At 66.4% G+C, this 19,812-nt stretch carries 14 protein-coding genes; 4 read left to right on the forward strand and 10 right to left on the reverse strand.

All coding sequences use genetic code 11. The features are described 5' to 3' along the window. From AC07XB_RS17650 to AC07XB_RS17665, 4 genes are all read right to left on the reverse strand, one after another. Positions 1-4,034: two-partner secretion domain-containing protein (locus AC07XB_RS17650; protein ID WP_493688085.1), on the reverse strand; the 4,034-nt coding region annotated here is incomplete at its 3' end. A gap of 19 nt (positions 4,035-4,053) precedes the next feature. Then, on the reverse strand, positions 4,054-5,781 hold the full coding sequence (locus AC07XB_RS17655) for a ShlB/FhaC/HecB family hemolysin secretion/activation protein (protein ID WP_492375298.1): 1,728 nt from the start codon (positions 5,779-5,781) through the stop codon (positions 4,054-4,056). Between the two features lie 235 nt (positions 5,782-6,016). Continuing rightward, positions 6,017-6,808: a tyrosine-protein phosphatase gene (locus tag AC07XB_RS17660; RefSeq protein ID WP_492375297.1), complete on the reverse strand. Its 792-nt coding sequence runs from the start codon at positions 6,806-6,808 to the stop codon at positions 6,017-6,019. Between the two features lie 59 nt (positions 6,809-6,867). Continuing rightward, positions 6,868-7,122, reverse strand: coding sequence for an RNA-binding protein (locus tag AC07XB_RS17665; RefSeq protein ID WP_416050438.1), 255 nt, complete (start codon positions 7,120-7,122; stop codon positions 6,868-6,870). A 401-nt stretch (positions 7,123-7,523) separates the two neighbouring features. Between AC07XB_RS17665 and AC07XB_RS17670 the strand changes: the two genes are divergently transcribed. Genes AC07XB_RS17670 through AC07XB_RS17680 form a run of 3 tightly spaced genes read left to right on the forward strand, consistent with a single transcriptional unit; the run spans position 7,524 to position 10,895 of the window. Beyond that, positions 7,524-9,065: a DASS family sodium-coupled anion symporter gene (locus AC07XB_RS17670; protein WP_477134319.1), complete on the forward strand. Its 1,542-nt coding sequence runs from the start codon at positions 7,524-7,526 to the stop codon at positions 9,063-9,065. A 25-nt stretch (positions 9,066-9,090) separates the two neighbouring features. Continuing rightward, a complete protein-coding gene (locus tag AC07XB_RS17675; RefSeq protein ID WP_492828047.1) occupies positions 9,091-10,140 on the forward strand; it encodes an Ldh family oxidoreductase in 1,050 nt (349 codons plus the stop codon). Positions 10,141-10,199: 59 nt separating this feature from the next. After that, positions 10,200-10,895, forward strand: coding sequence for a transglycosylase domain-containing protein (locus tag AC07XB_RS17680; protein WP_309409935.1), 696 nt, complete (start codon positions 10,200-10,202; stop codon positions 10,893-10,895). Positions 10,896-11,935: 1,040 nt separating this feature from the next. Here the strand turns inward: AC07XB_RS17680 and AC07XB_RS17685 are convergent. From AC07XB_RS17685 to AC07XB_RS17705, 5 genes are all read right to left on the reverse strand, one after another. Then, positions 11,936-12,160 carry a formate dehydrogenase subunit delta gene (locus AC07XB_RS17685; protein WP_150988629.1) on the reverse strand — a complete coding sequence of 75 codons (225 nt, stop codon included), beginning with the start codon at positions 12,158-12,160 and terminating at the stop codon, positions 11,936-11,938. Continuing rightward, positions 12,157-13,002, reverse strand: a complete 846-nt coding sequence (gene fdhD / locus AC07XB_RS17690; protein ID WP_492830643.1) for a formate dehydrogenase accessory sulfurtransferase FdhD — start codon at positions 13,000-13,002, stop codon at positions 12,157-12,159. The genes AC07XB_RS17685 and fdhD overlap by 4 nt, the downstream gene beginning before the upstream one ends. Continuing rightward, positions 12,999-15,854 carry a formate dehydrogenase subunit alpha gene (gene fdhF / locus AC07XB_RS17695; protein WP_492813088.1) on the reverse strand — a complete coding sequence of 952 codons (2,856 nt, stop codon included), beginning with the start codon at positions 15,852-15,854 and terminating at the stop codon, positions 12,999-13,001. The genes fdhD and fdhF overlap by 4 nt, the downstream gene beginning before the upstream one ends. Positions 15,855-15,942: 88 nt before the next feature. Then, on the reverse strand, positions 15,943-17,496 hold the full coding sequence (locus tag AC07XB_RS17700) for a formate dehydrogenase beta subunit (RefSeq protein ID WP_492830642.1): 1,554 nt from the start codon (positions 17,494-17,496) through the stop codon (positions 15,943-15,945). Beyond that, the gene (locus AC07XB_RS17705; protein ID WP_492375290.1) at positions 17,493-18,008 is read right to left on the reverse strand and encodes a formate dehydrogenase subunit gamma; all 516 of its coding nucleotides are present in this window, start codon (positions 18,006-18,008) and stop codon (positions 17,493-17,495) included. Before AC07XB_RS17705 ends, AC07XB_RS17700 begins: the two co-directional genes overlap by 4 nt. 287 nt (positions 18,009-18,295) lie before the next feature. On the opposite strand from AC07XB_RS17705, the gene AC07XB_RS17710 reads away from it, so the two are divergent. Next, positions 18,296-19,393 carry a substrate-binding domain-containing protein gene (locus AC07XB_RS17710; protein ID WP_492830641.1) on the forward strand — a complete coding sequence of 366 codons (1,098 nt, stop codon included), beginning with the start codon at positions 18,296-18,298 and terminating at the stop codon, positions 19,391-19,393. A gap of 21 nt (positions 19,394-19,414) precedes the next feature. Here AC07XB_RS17710 and AC07XB_RS17715 read toward each other — a convergent pair whose 3' ends face one another. After that, a complete protein-coding gene (locus tag AC07XB_RS17715) occupies positions 19,415-19,738 on the reverse strand; it encodes a hypothetical protein (protein ID WP_492375288.1) in 324 nt (107 codons plus the stop codon). Positions 19,739-19,812 lie beyond the last annotated feature (74 nt).

Raw genomic sequence — 19,812 nt, forward strand, 5'->3', positions numbered from 1 at the left:
GAGCCGCTGCCCGACGAGCCGCTGCCGCTCGATGAGCCCGCGCCGTCGATCGTGTTGCCGCCGGAGCTACCGCTGGAAGAACCACTGTTGCCGGAAGAAGAACCGCTACCCGACGAGCCGCTGCCACTCGATGAACCCGCGCCGTCGCTCGTGTTGCCGCCGGAGCTACCGCTGGAAGAACCACTGTTGCCGGACGAAGAACCACTACCCGACGAGCCACTTCCGCTCGATGCGCCAGTGCCATCGCTCGTGTTGCCGCCGGAGCTGCCGCTGGAAGAGCCACTGTTGCCGGACGAAGAGCCGCTACCCGACGAGCCATTACCACTCGATGAGCCCGTGCCATCGCTCGTGTTGCCGCCGGAGCTACCGCTGGACGAGCCACTACTGCCAGATGAAGAGCCGCTGCCCGACGAGCCGCTGCCGCTCGATGAGCCCGCGCCGTCGATCGTGTTGCCGCCGGAGCTACCGCTGGACGAACCATTGTTGCCGGACGAAGAACCGCTACCCGACGAGCCGCTGCCGCTCGATGAGCCCGTGCCATCGCTCGTGTTGCCGCCCGAGCTACCGCTGGAAGAACCACTGTTGCCGGACGAAGAACCGCTACCCGACGAGCCACTACCGCTCGATGAGCCAGTGCCGTCGATCGTGTTGCCGCCGGAGCTACCACTGGAAGAACCACTGTTGCCGGACGAAGAGCCACTACCCGACGAGCCGCTGCCGCTCGAAGAACCGCTACCCGACGATCCGCTTCCGCTCGATGAGCCAGCGCCGTCGCTCGTGTTGCCGCCGGAGCTACTGCTGGACGAACCACTGCTCCCGGATGACGAACCGCTACCGCTCGACGAGCCCGCGCCATCGGGCTTGCCACCGCTGGAGCTGCCACTCGACGAACCGCCGCTGCCGCTCGAACTGCCGGAGGCCGGATCCAGTGGCGGCGGCGACGGCATCGGCACGGGAACGGGCGCCGGCGCCGGAGGCGGCGGAATCGGCACCGGGAATCCACCCGACGAGCTGCCGGATGAACCGCTACCGCTAGAAGAGCCCGATCCGCTGGAGGAACCCGAGCCACTCGACGAACCTGAACCACTCGATGAACCCGAGCTACTCGACGAACCCGAACCGCTCGATGATCCCGAGCTACTCGACGAACCCGAACCACTCGACGAGCCCGAGCCGCCAGACGAACCGGAGCCACTCGACGAACCCGAACTGGAGCTGGTGGCACACCCGCCGAAAACGCAAAGGACAGGAGCGCTGGTCCCTGACGCAGCCGCCCCCCAGATCGGCGCCTTGGCGGTGGTATCACTTGCAGACGTGGAAATCTGGGTGACGGTCTGAGTCGTCTGGAGGAGCTTTGTCCATGCCGGATTGGTGGGATCCTTCATCTGCGCTGGAGTCAACGCGGTCCCTCCTACCTGTGCAACGGCTTGCTTGTTTTGATTGTTCCAGACTCCCCACGCGGTATCGGGGGGAGGAAGGGAGCCGCTCGGCCCGCCGATCAGGCCGCCTCCACTGCCATTGTTTACCAGCCCGCTCGCATAGCTCGTATCGATCTCTTGCAGGGGTAGGTTTGCAGTCTCCAATTGCCCCACCAATCCACCTGCATAGACCGAGCTCTTGCCGGAAATCGTGGCAGCGACGTCTCCCGTGGCATAGCTGTTAAGGATCAGCGTCGAGCTTGAATAGCCGACCAGGCCACCTGCTCTGGCGGCATAGGACTTGACACCGGTGGCCGCTACGGATCCCGTGGCATAGCTTTGCTCGATGTGCCCCAAAGCGTTCCCGATCAGGCCACCAACAGCGTCGCCCCCACTGACCGCTCCCGTGGCAAAAGAGGCCGACAGGTAATCAGAAAAAGGACTGACGTATTGCCCGAACAGCCCGCCGACCGCGAGCTTGCCGGTGACCGATCCGGTTGCGTAATCCCAGTACAGCCCCCAAGACAAGTAGTTGCCGTAGATCATCTGGGCATCAGCGGTGTTCTCGACAAAACCGACGAGACCACCTACGTTGGTTGAGTTTGGAGCCGTCACGTCAACCGTGGCATAACTATGCGTCACGCCGCCCAGCATGATATGCCCGATCAACCCGCCGACATCATCGGCCGACCCCGAGACTTTCCCGCTACCGCTGACGTAGCTATTGCCGACCGTGCCTTGGAATTCATAGCCGACCAAGGCCCCGACCTCTCCCTGCCCGGTCACGCCACCAGGGCCGAGTACAAGGCCGACATTGCGGATGGCTCCGCTGTTCTGCGAGAACAAGCCTACCTTGTCCGTCGTCGGCAGGTTGATCTCCAGCCCGGTGATCCGGTGCCCCAGTCCGTCAAATGCCCCGGTAAAGGCCCCGAGGTTGGCACCCGCCATGCCAATCGGCGTGAAGGCGCCGCTCAGCGCCACGTCGCTGCCCAGGAAGTAGTATCCGTTCAGCGACAGGTTCTGCAAGTTCGACTGCGACTTGATCTGCGTGTAGGTATTGCCGTTGATGACCAGGCTGCCGCTCGAATTGAAATCGACACGCCCGGTGAAGCCACCACCATTCAGGCTGACTCCCATCCGTACGGTGCCGCCGCTGACTGTGGTGCCGGTGTTCATCGCCAGCGAGCCCTGCCCGCTCACGCTGGCCACGGCATTGAAGTTGATATTGTTCTGCGCGTTCAACGTCAGCGTGTTGGCGTTCCACGTCACCGCATCGTTGACGTGGATGCTGCCGTTGTCGGTGGTGCTGGTCCCCGCCGTGGCGCCATCGGTGGAGCTGATCGTGACATTGCTGGTGGCCAGCTTCGCGCTCAGCGCCGCGCCGGTGATGTCGCCGCCCGACGCGGCAATGGTGTAGTTGTTCGGGTCGATCAGCCAGTTCCCGGTCCGGCCCTGCGGCGCGCGCGTATCCACCATCGCGCTATCCGCGATCTTCACGTGCGAGCCCGACGTCTCCACGAAGCCGCCATCCCCGCCCAGGTTGCCGCCGCGCGCGCTGAGGGTGCCGTCCACCGTGGTCAGGCTGTTGGCATTGCCCAGGTCGGCGATCGCGATCACATTGCCGCCCTTGCCCGCGCTCTGCGCGGCGGCGTCGGCGTTGATGATGCCGCTTTGCTCAATGGCATCGCTGGCCAGCAGGCGCACCGTGCCGCCGTCGCTGGTCAGGCCCGTGGCCTCCAGCGTGCCCGTGTTGCGCACCACGCCGCCCTGCAGGCGGTCTGCCGCCTGCGCCGACAGGATGATCAGCCCGCCCGGCGCGCGCACGGCGTTGCCGTTCTCCACCAGCGCGGCGATGGTCGCCGGCGTCACCAGGATATTGGCCAGCGTGCGGCTTCCGCCGAACTGCAGTTCGTAGGCCTCGCCCGCGGCAAGCGCTACTGTGCCCAGTTGCGCGACGATGACGCCGTGGTTGCGCACCGCCGGTGCCAGCAGTGCGACGTACCCACCCAGCGCGACCGTGATCTGCCCGTCGTTGACGATGCTGCCGGTGGCGCCGTTGCGCGTGAAGCGGTAGTTGCCCGCCATGAAGTCGGCATTGGTAATGCCGTGCGTGGTCGCCACCAGGCTGCCCACGTTGACGCTGGCAGTCGGCCCGAAGTACATCCCCGCCGGGTTGACGAAGAACACCTGCCCCGGCGCGTTGATGCTGCCGTAGATCTGGCTGGGGTTGCTGTCCAGCACGCGGTTGAGGATGGCCGCGCCCGCCGAGGGCTGCTGGAAGTTGACCGTGGCCGCGCTGCCCACGTTGAAGCTCTGCCAGTTGACCACCGCGTTCGGCGAGGTCTGCGTGACGTTCGTCGTGTTGCCGCTGGTGCTGATGCTGGCCTGCCCCGCCGCCACCTGCCCGCCGGTGGGCAGCTGGTTCGGCGCCGGCGGCGCGGCATGCGCCAGGCCGATGCCGGCCAGCGCCGCCACCAGCGGCTTGATGGCAAGGCGGGCGCGCGTTGCGACGACGCCCACGCTGCAGCTGGCCTTGCCACGACTGCGCGCGGTCTCTGCCACGACGACCCAGGCACGCACGAGTTCGCTCCAGATCAGGCGATAGATCTTGTTCATAGACGGACTTCCGGGAAACTTAGAACGACAGGCTGGCGGTCAGCCAGACGCGATTTTTGATCAGGGAGCCGTCCTGGTCCTTGCCGGACGGCGTGGCGTTCGGATTGCCGCCGATGCGGTGCGCCCAGGTCGCGCCCAGGTTCACCCCGCGCCCGGGCTGCCACTGCACGGCCAGCCCCGCCCCTTGCAGGTGGTAGCTGTTGGCCAGCGGCGCGCCGGGGAAGTTGTTGTCCCGATTGAGCGTGACGTGGCCCCAGTCATAGAAGCCAGACAGCGACACCCCGTACGGCAGGCGCCAGCGCAACTCCAGGTTGACCAGTTGCCCCTCGCTGCCGCCGCCCTCGCCGATCGGGTAGGCGCGCACGCCGCCCGGGCCGCCCAGGTAGAACTTCTCCGACGAATCCAGGTTCTTGCTGGCCATCTGCCCGGACAGCATGGCCGTGGCCGACAGTGCATCGGTCAGCACCTGTTGGCGCGACATGCCGTAGCGCAGCTTCAGGAACTGGCCGGCAGTGCGCGCCGTCATGGCGTCGGCGGCCTGCGTGGGCGACTGGCCCAGGTTCAGGTTGCCGCCGGTGAAAATCGCGCTGGCGGTGTTGGAGCCGCCGCGGCCCAGGTTGTCGAACAGGTTGCCGCTCAGGCCCAGGCTCAGCGTGTTGTCGAAATAGCGGCTGGTGGTGACCTGGCTGGCCTCGTTGTCGTAGGTCTTATGGTCGTAATTGGCCACGAAGTAAAGGTTGCGCTGGCGCGCGCGGATCAGCGGATAACTCGCCTCCAGGCCTACCGTGTTGGAGTTGCCGCGCGCGTTCAGCGCCTTGAAGTCATCCGCCACCAGCCGGTAGTCCAGCCGCGAGGCGTTGGCGCCGACGCGCCAGCCGTCATAGCCCACCGGCACCGTGTAGCCTAGCCGCAGGTAGCGGTAGCCCTCGCTCAGCAAGCCGTTGGCCAGCAGCTGGTCGCCGAGGCCCGCCAGGCTGTTCACGCTGGCGTTGCCCACCAGCCGCGCCGCGCCGGTAGAGCGCGCGCCCTGGTTGTCCACGGCCACATTGCCGGTCGCCAGCGGCGTTTCCACGAAATTCAACGCCAGGTCGGTTTCCTGCTCCTGCGTGCCCGGCTGCAGCCGCCCCACCAGTGATACGCCCGGCAGGTCGTTGGCCAGCAGCAGAGCACGGTCCAGCGTCTCGGTATTCAACGGCTGGCCCACGGGCTGGTGTGCAGCGAAGCCGGCGATGATGCGCTCGCGGCTCACGCGCTGCGGGCCCTGGCCCTCGATGCGCACGCCGCCAAACACGCCTTCCACCACCTGGATGGTCACCACCCCCTCGCGCACGTCCTGCGCGGGCAGGTAGGCCCGCACCACCCAGCCCGCCGCGCGGTAGGCCTCGGCCACCGCGGCGGCGGCGGACTGCAGCTCGCTGAAGTCCAGCGGCCGGTCCAGGAAGCCGGCCACCACCGGCGCGAGCAGCGCCTCGCTCATCTGCTTGTTGCCGGCAAAGCGGAAGGCCTCGACCGTCACGGTGGCCTCGCCGCGCTGGCGCATCGGCGGCGGCGGTGCCGCGCGGTCCGGCGCCACCGGACGCGGCAAGGCCGGCGGCAGCTCCGGCTCGATCTGCTGGCGCAGCGCGCCGGCGTCGGGCGGGGTCTGGGCGAGGACAGGACCGGCCGCCAGGGCACTCAGGCACAGACCCACCAGTTGCCGCACACCGGCGGGCACCCGGCCGTAAGAACAGGAAATAGGACTACGCATTGGAGAATGAAATCGGAGACTTTTATATAGGCTCCGACTCTATCCAACGGCCAGCCAGAAAAGCTGACAAGTCCTGACATTGGCAAAAACGACCCCACGAGCGACCGCGCTGGGCTAAAGTCCCGCCGGCCGTCCGCCTCGCACTGCTACGATGGCCGGCGCTGCGCTAACGGTCCGTTGGGGGATGACGCGCTCGGGATGACGCGCTCGCAAAGCACCTTGGAAACAAGGATCGCTAAGCGCGTACGAGATAGGCCTGGCGCAGGCGCTCGGCATCCACCTTGAGCACGTCGCCCAGGTAGGCATCGATGCCGCCGTAGTCCTGCTCGATGGCGTGCATCGAGGCTTCCAGGTAAGAGGCCTTCACCGCCAGCAGCGGCCACATCACCGCGGGATCGACACCGAACTGCGCCGCGCCGGCGCTCATCTTCTGGTTGAAGCCCTGGTTCCAGTGATTCGATTCCAGGTAGTTGGCCATGATGATGCCGCGCTCCACGCCCAGGCCGGCGAGCAGCAGCATCGAGGCAAAGCCGGTACGATCCTTGCCCGCGGTGCAGTGGTACAGCAGGTTGCCGCCCTGCTCCGCAGTCTTCAGGAAACCGCCAAAGGCGGCCTGGTACTTGCGCGGAAAGTCACCATAGACCTCCAGCATGAAGGCTTCCATCTGCTGCGCGCTGCCGTCGCGCAAACGCGGCATCAGCTCGGCCATCGACATACTGCCTTCGAGCACCGGCGTGGCGACCCAGCGGAAGGCCTCGCCAAAGGGGCTTTCCGCAGCGGTCTTCTCACCGGCCGAGCGGAAGTCGATCACCATGTCCAGCTGCAATGCGCGCAGCCGTTCCATATCCGCCGCGCTGGCCAGGCCCGGGTTGCCGCTGCGAAACAGCTTGCCGGCACGCACGCGGTGGCCGTCGCGCGTGGCGAGGCCGCCAAGGTCGCGCAGATTGACTACATTGTCCAGCGCAAGCGCTGCGTTGCCCGGCACGCCGGCACCTTGTGATGGCGCATCGGCCATGTTTTCCTGCATCGTGTGTCCCTGCCCTGTCTTTGTCGTTCGGTGGCGCGCGCACCGCACGTGTCGGCGGCTCAGCGCGCGCGATAGGCCGGCACATGCCAGCGCGTATGGCATCCAGCAATATAACGGCGATCGAGCTTCGCCACCAGTTTCCACACGCTCATCGGGTCCACATCGTCCAGATCCAGGTCGACCCAGGCCCAGGGATGCGCACCGTCGCCCTCGCAGATCAGCTCGATGTCCTTGACCCGCACGTAGGCGGCCAGCGCCGTGCGCAGCGCGGATGCGTCGACTTCGGCGCGTAGTCCTCTCACTAAAACCTTCATCATGCACTCCAAAGTTTTCAGATCACGTTCGGGCGGCTCATTAGTGTGCGGGGCCGCCGGTTGTTGTGCTCGCTGCGCAACGCCCGCAAGCCCTTGTATCGCAATGATCTGAAAGTCTGACCGCTTGGCGCATCGAAATTTCCCTGTGCGAGCCGGTTCTTTGATCCGCGTCATATGCGCCCGGATCCACCCTCGACAGGCACTGTTGGCCGGCACGATAATTTCCCCATGTCGAACGCGGCAGCCCGGCCGCAAGCCGGTCTCCCGCCTTCGCCAGGTCTTCACGGAACGCCGCCGAACGACGCCGCCACCCTGCCAGTCACAGGCTAGCCATCTGCCCGCGCGTGACGTCCGCCTTCCCGTGTCGAACCAAGATCAACAAGACAAGAAAAGGGAAAGCGATGACAGACCCGCGCACTCCAACCCAAGCCGTCCGCGCAGCCGCCCCCACCGCTATCGGTGTGGCTGCCGCCGTGCCGCAAGCCGCGCCCGGCAAATCCACGCCATGGGGGCTCTACGCCGCCGTCCTGGTACTGATCGGCATACTCGCCCTGCCCCTGCCCCCGGACCTGCCGGTGGCGGGACATCGCATGCTGGCAATCCTCGCCTTTGCCATCGTGGTGTGGATCACCGAGGCGGTCTCCTACGAGGCCAGCGCCATCATGATCACGTCGCTGATGGCCGCACTGATCGGCTTTGCGCCCACGGTGGCGGACCCGGCCACGCAGTACGGCACCTCCCGCGCGCTCGGCATGGCGCTGGCAGGGTTCTCCAACACCGCGCTGGCGCTGGTTGCCGCCGCCCTCTTTATCTCGGCGGCAATGACGGTGACCGGGCTCGACCGGCGCATCGCGCTGGTCACGCTGTCGGCCATCGGCACCAGCACGCGGCGCATCCTGATCGGCAGCATCGTGGTGACCATCGCGCTGTCGCTGGTGGTGCCGAGCGCGACCGCGCGCAGTGCCTGCGTGGTGCCGATCATGATGGGCGTGATCGCGGCCTTCGGGGTCGACAAGAAATCCAATATCGCCGCCGGCATCATGATCACCGTGGCTATGGCCACCAGCATCTGGAACGTCGGCATCCAGACCGCCGCCGCGCAGAACCTGCTGACGGTGGGCTTCATGGACAAGCTGCTGGGCGAGCGCATCACCTGGCTGCAATGGCTGATCGCCGGCGCGCCGTGGGCCATCGTGATGTCGGTCGTGCTGTATTTCCTGGTGCGGTTCCTGTTGCCCGCTGAAACCGAGGCCATCCCCGGCGGTAAGGAAGCCGTGCAAAAGGAACTCGCCGGGCTGGGCCCGATGAGCGGCCCGCAGAAGCGGCTTGCCGCCGTGTCCATCGGGCTGCTGCTGTTCTGGGCGACCGAGGGCAAGCTGCACCAGTTCGACACCGCCACCGTGACCTTCGTCGGCCTGGTGATCCTGATGATGCCGCGCATTGGCGTGATGGACTGGAAGACCATGCAGCAACGCACGCCGTGGGGCACGCTGATCGTGTTCGGGGTAGGCATCAGCCTGGGTACCGCGCTGCTCACCACGCAGGCCGGCCAGTGGCTGGGCAAGTTCGTGGTGGCCAACTCCGGGCTCGCCACGCAAGGCCCGATCCTGGTGTTCGCCATCCTGGCCGCCTTCCTGATCCTGATCCACCTCGGCTTTGCCAGCGCCACCGCGCTCACCGCGGCGCTGCTGCCGATCCTGATCTCGGTGCTGCAGACGCTGCCGGGCGATATCAACCAGATCGGCCTGACGATGCTGCTCGGCTTCACCGTGAGCTTCGGCTTCATCCTGCCGATCAATGCACCGCAAAACATGGTTTGCCTGGGCACGGACACCTTCAACGGCAAGCAGTTCGCCAAGGTCGGCATCCCCGTGACGGTGATCGGCTACGCCCTGATGCTGCTGTTCGCCGCCACCTACTGGCGCTGGCTGGGCTGGATCTGAGCGCACACCGGGACAAGGAACGAACATGAAGATAACACTGCAATCCGCCACCCGGCTCGCCCGCGACCTGCTCGCCGCGCAAGGCGTGCCGACCGACATCGCCAACGACGTGGCCGAGCACCTGGTCGAGGCCGACCGCTGCGGCTACACCAGCCACGGCCTGTCGATCCTGCCCAACTACCAGCGCTCGCTGGCAACCGGCAACGTCAACCCGGCGGGCCGCGCCGAATGCGTGCTCGACCGCGACAGCCTGCTGGTGTTCGACGGCAACGGCGGCTTCGGCCAGCACGTGGGCAAGCGCGTCATCGAGACCGCCATCGAGCGCGTGCGCCAGCACGGCCACTGCATCGTCACGCTGCGCCGCTCACACCACCTGGGCCGCATGGGCCACTACGGCGAGATGGTGGCCAAGGAGCGCTTCGTGCTGCTGAGCTTCACCAATGTGATCAACCGCTCCCCGGTGGTGGCCCCCTACGGCGGCCGCACCGCGCGGCTGACCACCAACCCGCTGTGCTTCGCCGGGCCGATGCCCAACGGCCGCCCGCCCCTGGTGGTGGATATCGCCACCAGCGCCATCGCCATCAACAAGGCCCGCGTGCTGGCCGAGAAGGGCGAGCCCGCGCCGCAGAACAGCATCATCGACAGCGACGGCAACCCCACCACCGATGCCGGGGCCATGTTCAGCAAACACCCGGGCGCGCTGCTGCCCTTCGGCGGCCACAAGGGCTATGCGCTCGGCGTGGTAGCCGAGCTGCTCGCGGGCGTGCTGTCGGGCGGCGGCACCATCCAGCCGGAGAACCCACGCGGCGGCGTGGCCACCAACAATATGTTCGCGTTGCTGATGAACCCGGAACTGGACCTGGGGCTGAGCTGGCAAGGCGCGGAGGTGGAAGCCTTCGTCAACTACCTGCACGACACCCCGCCCGCCCCGGGCTTTGACAGCGTGCAATACCCGGGCGAGTTCGAAGCCGCCAACCGCGCGCTCACGACCACCCACCTGGACGTGAACCCTGCGATCTGGCGCAACCTGGAAACCCTGGCAAAGGAGCTTGGCGTGGCGCTGCCGGCGGACTGAACCGGCGGGGCGGCTTGAGCCGGGGCAGGGACATGGCCGGTGCTGGCACAATACGGCCCATGGAACGTCTCTGGTCGAATTTTCTCAAGCTGGTGCTGCTGCTCATCCTGGGCGCGGCCCTGCTCGGCACGCTCACCGTGCTCGTCGCTCAGCGCCAGCTGCCCACGCTGGACGCGCTCACCACTTTCCGCCAGTCGCCCGGCTACGTGCCCATCGGCGAGATACCGCCCAAGCTGACCCAGGCGGTGGTAGCCATCGAGGACGACCGCTTCTACCTGCATGACGGCATCGACTATGTCGGCGTGATCCGCGCCGGCGTGGCCAACCTGTCCGATGAGCTGTCGCAGGGCGCCTCCACCATCACCATGCAGGTGGCGCGCAATTTCTTCCTCTCGCGCGAGAAGACCTACACCCGCAAGCTGTATGAGGTGCTGCTGGCTTACCGGATCGAACACGCCATGAGCAAGGACGAGATCCTCGAGCTCTACATGAACAAGGTCTACCTTGGGCAAGGGGCCTATGGTTTTGCCGAGGCGGCCGAGACGTATTTTGGCAAGCCGGTGGGCGAGCTGACTTTGGCGGAATGCGCGATGCTGGCCGGATTGCCGAAGGCGCCTTCGGCGAATAACCCGGTGGTGAATCCTCGGCGCGCCCGGCAGCGGCAGGCTTATATCTTGCTGCGGATGCTGGAGTTGGGGAGGATTGGGAGGGGGGAATATGATGCGGCGTTGTTGGAGCCGTTGAGGTTGAAGTAGGTAGATTAGGCGGCGTTGGTTTTTGCGCCCACGGGCCGCACATCCCGGTGCTGGGTTGGTTGCTGATTCTTTGAGCGGCGATGCAGCTTGCACCCAACAGCTATACGACATCGCTCTGCTTGGGGTGTCGCTGTTTCTTTCATCGGCGTTGGCTTTTGGACCCAAAAGCCGTACGACATCCCCCTGCGGGGGCTGCCGGTCACTCTTCTTTGCGTCGGCAAAGAAGACTAACGAGAAGAAAGCCGACCCTGCCGGGAGCAGAGCAATCGGGCTTATGTGGGGCGGTGGTTTCGTCGTACGGCCCGCAGTGTTGGCTGGCCTTTGCCATACCGGCTTGGAGGTCATCGCCACGGCATCACCCAATGGTCACGTGGTGGTGCCCCTGATCGCTTTGCTCGGTGAGCGTTCGGGCATCTGCCGTTCGCGGTGCGCAGCACCACGATCCTGCCTGCCCTCGTGGTTTCGTGGTTTTGTCTCTGGCGGCGGGCGCCCGGGTATTTGATGCCCTGCCGTACCGGCTCTACCGGCGCCTTACTCTCGGCTCCCCTGGTTTCGTGGTGGGCACCGTGGCCCGTGCGCGAGGGCCGCGCCCCCAACTCACCACGCTTGCCCTCCGAGACAAAACCACGAAACCAGCCACACCCGAAACGGCGCAGCACTTCGCCCCGCGAACGGCAGATGTGGGAATGGTCACCGCAAGCGAGGTCAGGGGCTGCACCACGTAACCCATAGGTCATGCCGTAGCGATGCCCTTGGGGCCGGTAGGATCGGCTAGCCAACACTCCGGGCCGTACGACGCAACCACCGGGGCCGAACAGCCTTATTGCTCTGCTCCCGGCAGGGTCGGCTTTCTTCTCGTTAGTCTTCTTTGCCGACGCAAAGAAGAGTGACCGGCAGCCCCCGCAGGGGGATGTCGTATGGCCCTTGGGTGCAAAAGCCATCGCCGATGAAAGAAACAGCGACACCCCAAGCAGAGCGATGTCGTATAGCTGTTGGGTGCAAGCTGCCATCGCCGCCCAAAGAAACAGCGACCAACCCAATCACTCCAACACCCCCCGATACCTAGTCACCGCCAACAACACAATCTCATCCAGCCCAGCATCTTCACTCCCATCCAGCCGCGCCAGCAAAGCGCGCCGCATACGTGGCTCCCAGAAACGCTTGATATGGCTGGCGATATCCGCCACCGCTTCTTCGCGGTCCGGCATGGCTTCGAAGAAGGTGCCGATCTGGTTCGCCATCTTGACGAGGTTGTCGGAGTTCATGCTTGTTCCGTCCTGCTGTGCAAACGTTGGGGGTGGGAGTAGACCACGTGCCGGCCGGCGCGTACAAAGCCGGCCAGCGTGACGCCGGCATCGATCGCCAGGCGTACCGCGAGCGCGGTCGGGCCGGATACGGCGGCCAGCACGCCGACGCCGGCGCTGGCGGTCTTCAGCACCATTTCGTAGCTGGCGCGGCTGGTCACCAGCACGGCGCCGCGCGAGCGGTCCTCGCCGGTGCGTGCCAGCGCGCCGATCAGTTTGTCGAGCGCGTTGTGGCGGCCCACGTCTTCGCGGACCAGCGCAACCTGGCCGTCGGCGCGCAGCCACGCGGCGGCGTGCGTGGCGCCGGTGTGGCGCAGCAGTTCCTGCCGGGTCTGCAACTGCGCGAATGCGGCGTACATCGCCTCGTCGCTGAAGCTGGCGCCGCTGCTCACGGGTGCCGGGGCGCGCATGACTTCCTGCAGCGATTCGGTGCCGCACAGGCCGCAGCCGGTTCGGCCCGCCATGGCGCGGCGCCGATCCTTGAGCGCGGCGAAGGCTTGCGCCGCGATGCGCAACCGCACCGCGATACCTTCGGGGCGGACCTCGGTCTCTATCTCATAAACATCGCGCGGGCTGGCCACCAGCCCTTCGCTCAGGCTGAAGCCCAGCGCGAAGTCTTCGAGATCGGCCGGCGAGGCCAGCATGACCGCATGCGAGATGCCGTTGTACTCGAGCGCAACCGGCACTTCCTCGGCAATCTCGTCGTCCTCCAGTGCCAGCTCGCCGAGGTGGCTGCGGCTGACCGCGAAGGTGCTGTGGGTGGCCGGCTCGGCGTCGGCCATGGCGAGTTCGCAGAGTGTCATGCCGGCCCTGCCTCGGCGCTGGCCGCCTGCAGCAACTGCATCTGCTGATCGTGGAAATCGCGGTACTGGCGCTGCCATTCGGACGGCTGCGCCACCGGCATGACCTGCACCGCGGTGACCTTGTACTCGGGGCAGTTGGTCGCCCAGTCCGAGTTGTCGGTGGTGATCACATTGGCGCCGGACTCGGGGAAGTGGAAGGTGGTGTAGACCACGCCCGGCTGCATGCGCTCGCTGACGATGGCGCGCAGCACGGTTTCGCCCGCGCGGCTTTGCACGCCGACCCAGTCGCCGTCCTTGATGCCGCGTTCCTCGGCGTCGTGCGGATGGATCTCCAGGCGGTCTTCGTCATGCCACATCACGTTCTCGGTGCGGCGTGTCTGTGCGCCGACGTTGTACTGCGACAGGATGCGGCCCGTGGTGAGAATCAGCGGGAACTTGCGGTTCACGCGCTCGTTGGTGGGCACGTAGCGGGTGATGATGAACTTGCCCTTGCCGCGCACGAATGCGTCGATGTGCATGGTCGGCGTGCCCTCGGGCGCGGCGTCGTTGCACGGCCACTGGATGCTGCCGAGTTCTTCCAGGCGCTGGTAGCTGACGCCGCTGAAGGTGGGCGTGAGCCGCGCGATCTCGTCCATGATCTCGGAAGGATGCTTGTACTCCATCGGATAGCCCAGCGCGTTGGACAGCAGCACGGTGGCTTCCCAGTCGGCATAGCGCGCCTTGGGCGGCATCACTTTGCGCACGCGCGAGATACGGCGCTCGGCGTTGGTGAAGGTGCCGTCCTTCTCCAGGAAGGACGAGCCCGGCAGGAATACGTGCGCGTACTTGGCGGTCTCGTTGAGGAAGATGTCCTGCACCACGATGCATTCCATGGCCGACAGCGCGGCTGCCACGTGCTGCGTGTTCGGGTCGGACTGCACGATGTCTTCGCCCTGGCAGTACAGGCCCATGAAGCTGCCGGACAGCGCGGCCTCGAACATATTGGGAATGCGCAGGCCCGGCTCCGGGCTGATCTCCACATTCCACGCGGATTCGAACAGCCCGCGCGTGGTGGAATCCGACACGTGGCGGTAGCCCGGCAGTTCATGCGGGAACGAGCCGATGTCGCACGAGCCCTGCACGTTGTTCTGTCCGCGCAGCGGGTTCACGCCCACGCCTTCGCGGCCGATATTGCCCGTGCACATGGCGAGGTTGGCGATGCCCATCACGGTGGTCGAGCCCTGCGCATGTTCGGTCACGCCCAGGCCGTAATAGATCGCGGCATTGCCGCCGGTGGCGTACAGGCGTGCGGCGCCGCGCAGTTGCCCGGCGGGAATGCCGGTGATCTCGGCCATGGCTTCCGGCGAGTTCTCCGGCAGCATGACGAAGTCGCGCCATTGCTGGAACGCACGGTCCTCGCAACGCTCGGCGATAAACGATTCGGCCATCAGGCCTTCGCTGACGATCACGTGGGCCATCGACGTCACCACCGCCACATTGGTGCCGGGACGCAATTGCAGGTGGAAGTCGGCGCGCACGTGCGGCGAATCGACCAGGTCGATGCGGCGCGGATCGATCACGATCAGCTTGGCGCCGGCGCGCAGGCGCTTTTTCATGCGCGAGGCAAACACGGGGTGGCCGTCGGTCGGGTTGGCGCCCATCACCATGATGACGTCCGCCTTCTCCACCGAGCGGAAGGTCTGCGTGCCGGCGGATTCGCCCAGCGTCTGCTTGAGGCCGTAGCCGGTGGGCGAGTGGCAAACCCGCGCGCAGGTATCGACGTTGTTGTTGCCGAAGGCGGCGCGCACCAGCTTCTGCACCAGGTAGCCTTCCTCGTTGGTACAGCGCGAGGACACGATGCCGCCGATGGCGTCGCGGCCATGCTTGGCCTGGATGCGCTTGAATTCGGAGGCCGCGTGGCTGATCGCTTCTTCCCACGACACTTCGCGCCACGGATCCGTGATCCTGGCACGGATCATCGGGTTCAGGATGCGGTCTTTGTGGGTCGCATAGCCAAAGGCGAAGCGGCCCTTCACGCACGAGTGCCCCTCGTTGGCCTGGCCGTTCTTGTACGGCACCATGCGCACCACTTCATTGCCCTTCATCTCCGCCTTGAAGGCGCAGCCCACGCCACAGTAAGCGCAAGTGGTGACCTTGCTGTGCTCCGGCTGCCCCATGCGGATGATGGAGGTCTCGGCCAGCGTGGCGGTAGGGCACGCCTGCACGCAGGCGCCGCACGACACGCAGTCGGAATCCATGAAGCTGTCGCCCTGCCCCGCCGTCACGCGCGAGTCAAAACCGCGGCCGCTGATGGTGAGCGCGAAGGTGCCCTGGGTTTCCTCGCAGGCGCGCACGCAGCGATTGCACACGATGCACTTGGAGGGATCGTAGGTGAAATACGGATTGGACTCGTCCTTGGCCTCGGCGCGGTGGTTCGCGCCGTCGTACCCATAGCGCACTTCGCGCAGGCCGACCACGCCGGCCATATCCTGCAACTCGCAGTTGCCGTTGGTGGGGCAGGTCAGGCAGTCGAGCGGATGGTCGGAGATATACAGCTCCATCACGCCGCGGCGCAGGTCGGCCAGCTTGTCGGTTTGCGTCTTCACCTTCATGCCGGCTTCGGCCGGCGTGGTGCACGAGGCGGGGAAGCCCCGCCGGCCTTCGATCTCGACCAGGCACAGGCGGCAGGAGCCGAAGGACTTGAGGCTATCGGTGGCGCACAGCTTGGGCACGTTCACACCGGCTTGCACGGCGGCGCGCATCAGCGAGGTGCCGGCGGGCACGGTCACGTCGACGCCGTCGATCTCTAGGGTGACCTGCTGTTGTGAATCGCTGGCCGGCGTGCCGAAGTCGATTTCGTTGCGTGTGTTCAAGGCGGGCTCCCGCTGCGGCCTGGGCCGCATACTGGTGATTCAGAGTGGCGCAGTGGCAGCGCCGGTTCGATAGGCTGAGGCGCTACGCTCAGGCAGCTTTGGCTGGCGCTGCCACGCCAAAGTCTTCCGGGAATGCGTCTAGCGCCGACAGCACCGGGTACGGCGTCATGCCGCCCATGGCGCACAACGATCCGCCCAGCATGGTGTCGCACAGGTCGCGCACCAGCTTGACGTGCTTCACCGGCTGGTCGCCCGCGATGATCTTGTCGATCACCTCGACGCCGCGCGTGGAGCCGATCCGGCACGGCGTGCACTTGCCGCAGGATTCGATGGCGCAGAATTCCATCGCGTAGCGGGCTTGCCTGGCCATGTCGACGGTGTCGTCGAACACCACGATGCCGCCATGCCCCAGCACCGCGCCAAACGCGGCGAAGGCTTCGTAGTCCATCGGCGTATCCAGCCGCGACACCGGCAGGTACGCGCCCAGCGGGCCGCCCACCTGCACCGCGCGGATGGGCCGTGCGCTGCGCGTGCCCTGGCCGTAGCCCTCAAGCAGTTCGCGCAGGGTCACGCCGAAGGCTTTCTCCACCAGCCCACCCTGGCGCACATTGCCGGCGATCTGGAACGGCAGCGTGCCGCGCGAGCGGCCCATGCCAAAGTCGCGATAGAACTGTGCGCCGCGCGCGAGGATCACCGGCACGGTGGCCAGCGAGATCACGTTGTTGATGATGGTGGGCTTGCCGAACAGCCCTTCGATGGCCGGCAGCGGCGGCTTGGCGCGCACCACGCCGCGCTTGCCCTCCAGGCTTTCCAGCAGCGCGGTTTCCTCGCCGCAGACATAGGCACCGGCGCCCTTGCGCACTTCGAGCCGGAAGCGCCGGCCGCTGCCGCGGATATCGTCGCCCAGCCAGCCGGCCGCCTGCGCGATGCCGACGGCGGATTCCAGCACGGCGATAGCGTGCGGATATTCAGAGCGCACGTAGATGTAGCCATGCTCCGCGCCGACAGCTAGGCCGGCGATGGTCATGCCTTCGATCAGCATGAACGGGTCGCCTTCCATCACCATGCGGTCGGAGAAGGTGCCGGAGTCGCCTTCATCGGCATTGCAGACCACGTACTTGATGGGCGACTGCGCGTTGCGCACCGTCTGCCACTTGATGCCCGTGGGAAACGCCGCGCCCCCGCGTCCGCGCAGGCCGGAATCGGTCACTTCCTGCACGATCTGCGCGCCGTCCAGCGCCAGCGCGCGGGTCAGGCCGGCATAGCCATCGTGTGCGATGTAGTCCGCGAGCGAGAGCGGATCGGTGATGCCCATGCGGGCAAAGGTCAAGCGCTCCTGCCCCTTGAGGAACGGGATTTCCTCGGTGAGCCCCTGCGCCAGCGCATGCGCGCCACCCGCCAGGAAGTCGGCATCGAACAGCGCGGCGACATCTTCGGCGGTAACCGGCCCATAGGCCACACGTCCGGCGGGGGTCTGCACTTCAACCAGCGGCTCAAGCCAGAACATGCCGCGCGAGCCGTTGCGCACCAGTTCGATGCTGGCGCCACGCGCCGTGGCCTCACGCGTGATGGCGCGGGCCACCGCATCGGCGCCCATGGCCAGCGCGCTGGAATCGCGGGGTACGAAAACGGTGATGCTCATGCTTGCACCTCCTGGTCCACTGCCACGTCCGCGCAGGCTTTGATCAGGGCATCGAAGCGCTGCGCCGTGACGCGGCCAGCCAGCTCCCCGTCGATCATCACGGCCGGGCCACAGGCGCACTGGCCGAGGCAATACACCGGCTCCAGCGTGAACTCGCCATCGGCGGTGGTTTCATGGAATCCGCAGCCCAGCGCGCGCTCGGCGTGCGCGGCAAGGGCCTCGCTGCCAACCGACTGGCACGCTTCCGCGCGGCAGACCTGGACCACGTGCCGGCCCGGCTTGCTGTCGCGAAAGTGGTGATAGAAGGTGACCACGCCATGCACCTCGGCGCGCGACAGGTTGAGCGCGCGGGCAATCTCGGGCAAGGCGTCGGCGGGCACGTAGCCTACCGTGTCCTGGATCTCGTGGAGGATGGGCAGCAAGGCGCCCGGCATGTCGCGGCGCGCGGCCACGATGCGGGCGACCGGGTCGCGCACGGCGCTGGCGGCTGGCTTGGCAGCGGAATCAGACATCGAGTCTCCTGGTGGCGCAGCTCGGGCCGGCGCAAGCGCTCAAGCGCGGCGCCAGCGGCAGACGTTGTGGCGCATTGGCTTGCGCGTCTTGCCAGGATTTGCTGCGGGGTGCGGCACGCCGTGTCGCGGCGACCGCTTTATATGCTATTTTTTTCATATCTTGGGGGCTCTGAACGGGCATTCCCCATCTCGCCTGGGCAGTTAAGCGGGCTTATATCGGGTGCTATGCCTCTTCGAGCGGACTATAGGCAGTTGGCCACGTTCGAGCAATATGCTATTTTTCTCATATGATTCGCATCTCGATCCTGCCCCACCTCCAAATCCGCGACGACAGCGATGCCGCCAGCGCCCCACTAGACGTGTCCCGCCTGGTCACCTTGCTCGGGCATATCGAAAGCACAGGCAGCATCAGCCAGTCGGCGCAGGCGACCGGCCTGTCCTACCGCTACGCCTGGGGCATCCTGCGTGACGCGCAAACCCTGTTCGGCGGCGCGCTGATCGTCAAGACCCGCGGGCGCGGCAGCGCGCTGTCGCCGCTGGCACAGCAACTGGTGTGGGCCAGCAAGCGCGTTGCCGCGCGGCTCTCACCCACGCTGGAGAGCCTGGCCTCGGAACTGGAAATCGAACTGAAAAAGCTGGTGGACCAACCCGGCCCCACGCTGCGCCTGCACGCCAGCCATGGCTTCGCGGTGGCGGCGCTGCATGATTTCCTGGATGCGCACCAGGTGCGCCACGACCTGAAATACTGCGGCAGCCTTGAGGCGGTTGCGGCACTTGCGCAAGGTGCCTGCGATATTGCCGGCTTCCATGTGCCGATCGGCGAATTCGAGCGGGACATGCTGGCGAGCTTTGCCACATGGATTCGCCCGCAGACCCATTGCCTGATTCAGCTCGCGGTTCGCTCGCAAGGCATCTTCGTGCGCCCCGGCAACCCGAAGCAGGTCACCACGCTGCAAGATCTCTGCCGCGCCGACGTGCGCTTCGTCAACCGCCAGACCGGTTCCGGCACGCGGCTGCTGCTGGACCTGATGCTCAAGGCGCGCGGCATCGACAGCGGGCGCATCGAGGGTTACAGCAATGGCGAGTTCACCCACGCCGCGGTGGCCGCCTATATCGGCAGCGGCATGGCGGATGCGGGGTTCGGCGTGGAAACGGCGGCGCGCCGCTTCGGGCTGGATTTCGTGCCGGTGCTCAAGGAACGGTACTTCTTTGTGATCGAGCGGGAGCGCCTGCAAAGCCCAGCACTGGCCGGCGCCGTCGCGGCACTCAGGAGCGCCGGTTTCCGGCAGGTGGTGGATGCCCTGCCCGGCTATGACGGTAGCCTGACCGGTACGGTATTGACGCTGGAAGAGGCGTTCCCCGACCGCGCGGGCCCGAGCGACTGACCAGGCTGGAGCTAGCCGGATCTAGCGCGCAGGCGCGCCGTCCGGCACGGCCTCGATCCGCTCGACGCGGATGGCCGGCGCCCACGTGCCGGGCTGGTTTGCGCGCAGCACGGTGCCGGTCACGCCCACCTTCTGGCCGCGCAACGCCTCGGCCTCGCCGACAGGGAATTTCTCCAGCACCCATGCCTCGCCATCAGCGGTGACCAGCACCGGCTGCTGGAACAGGGCGCTGCCCTTGACCATCACCGTGCCCGTCAAGGCGATGGACCGCCCGGCCGGCACCGCGTGCACGCACGCAGCCAGCACGACGGACAGGGCAGCAATCAGGAGCAGGATTCGGCGCATGAGGTTTGTTGGATTGACAAGTCCGGGCGGCGAACATCGCCGCCCGGGAGCCGCCGGAGGCAGATCCGGCGAGC

The organism is Cupriavidus sp. GW821-FHT02F09 (assembly GCF_059421605.1).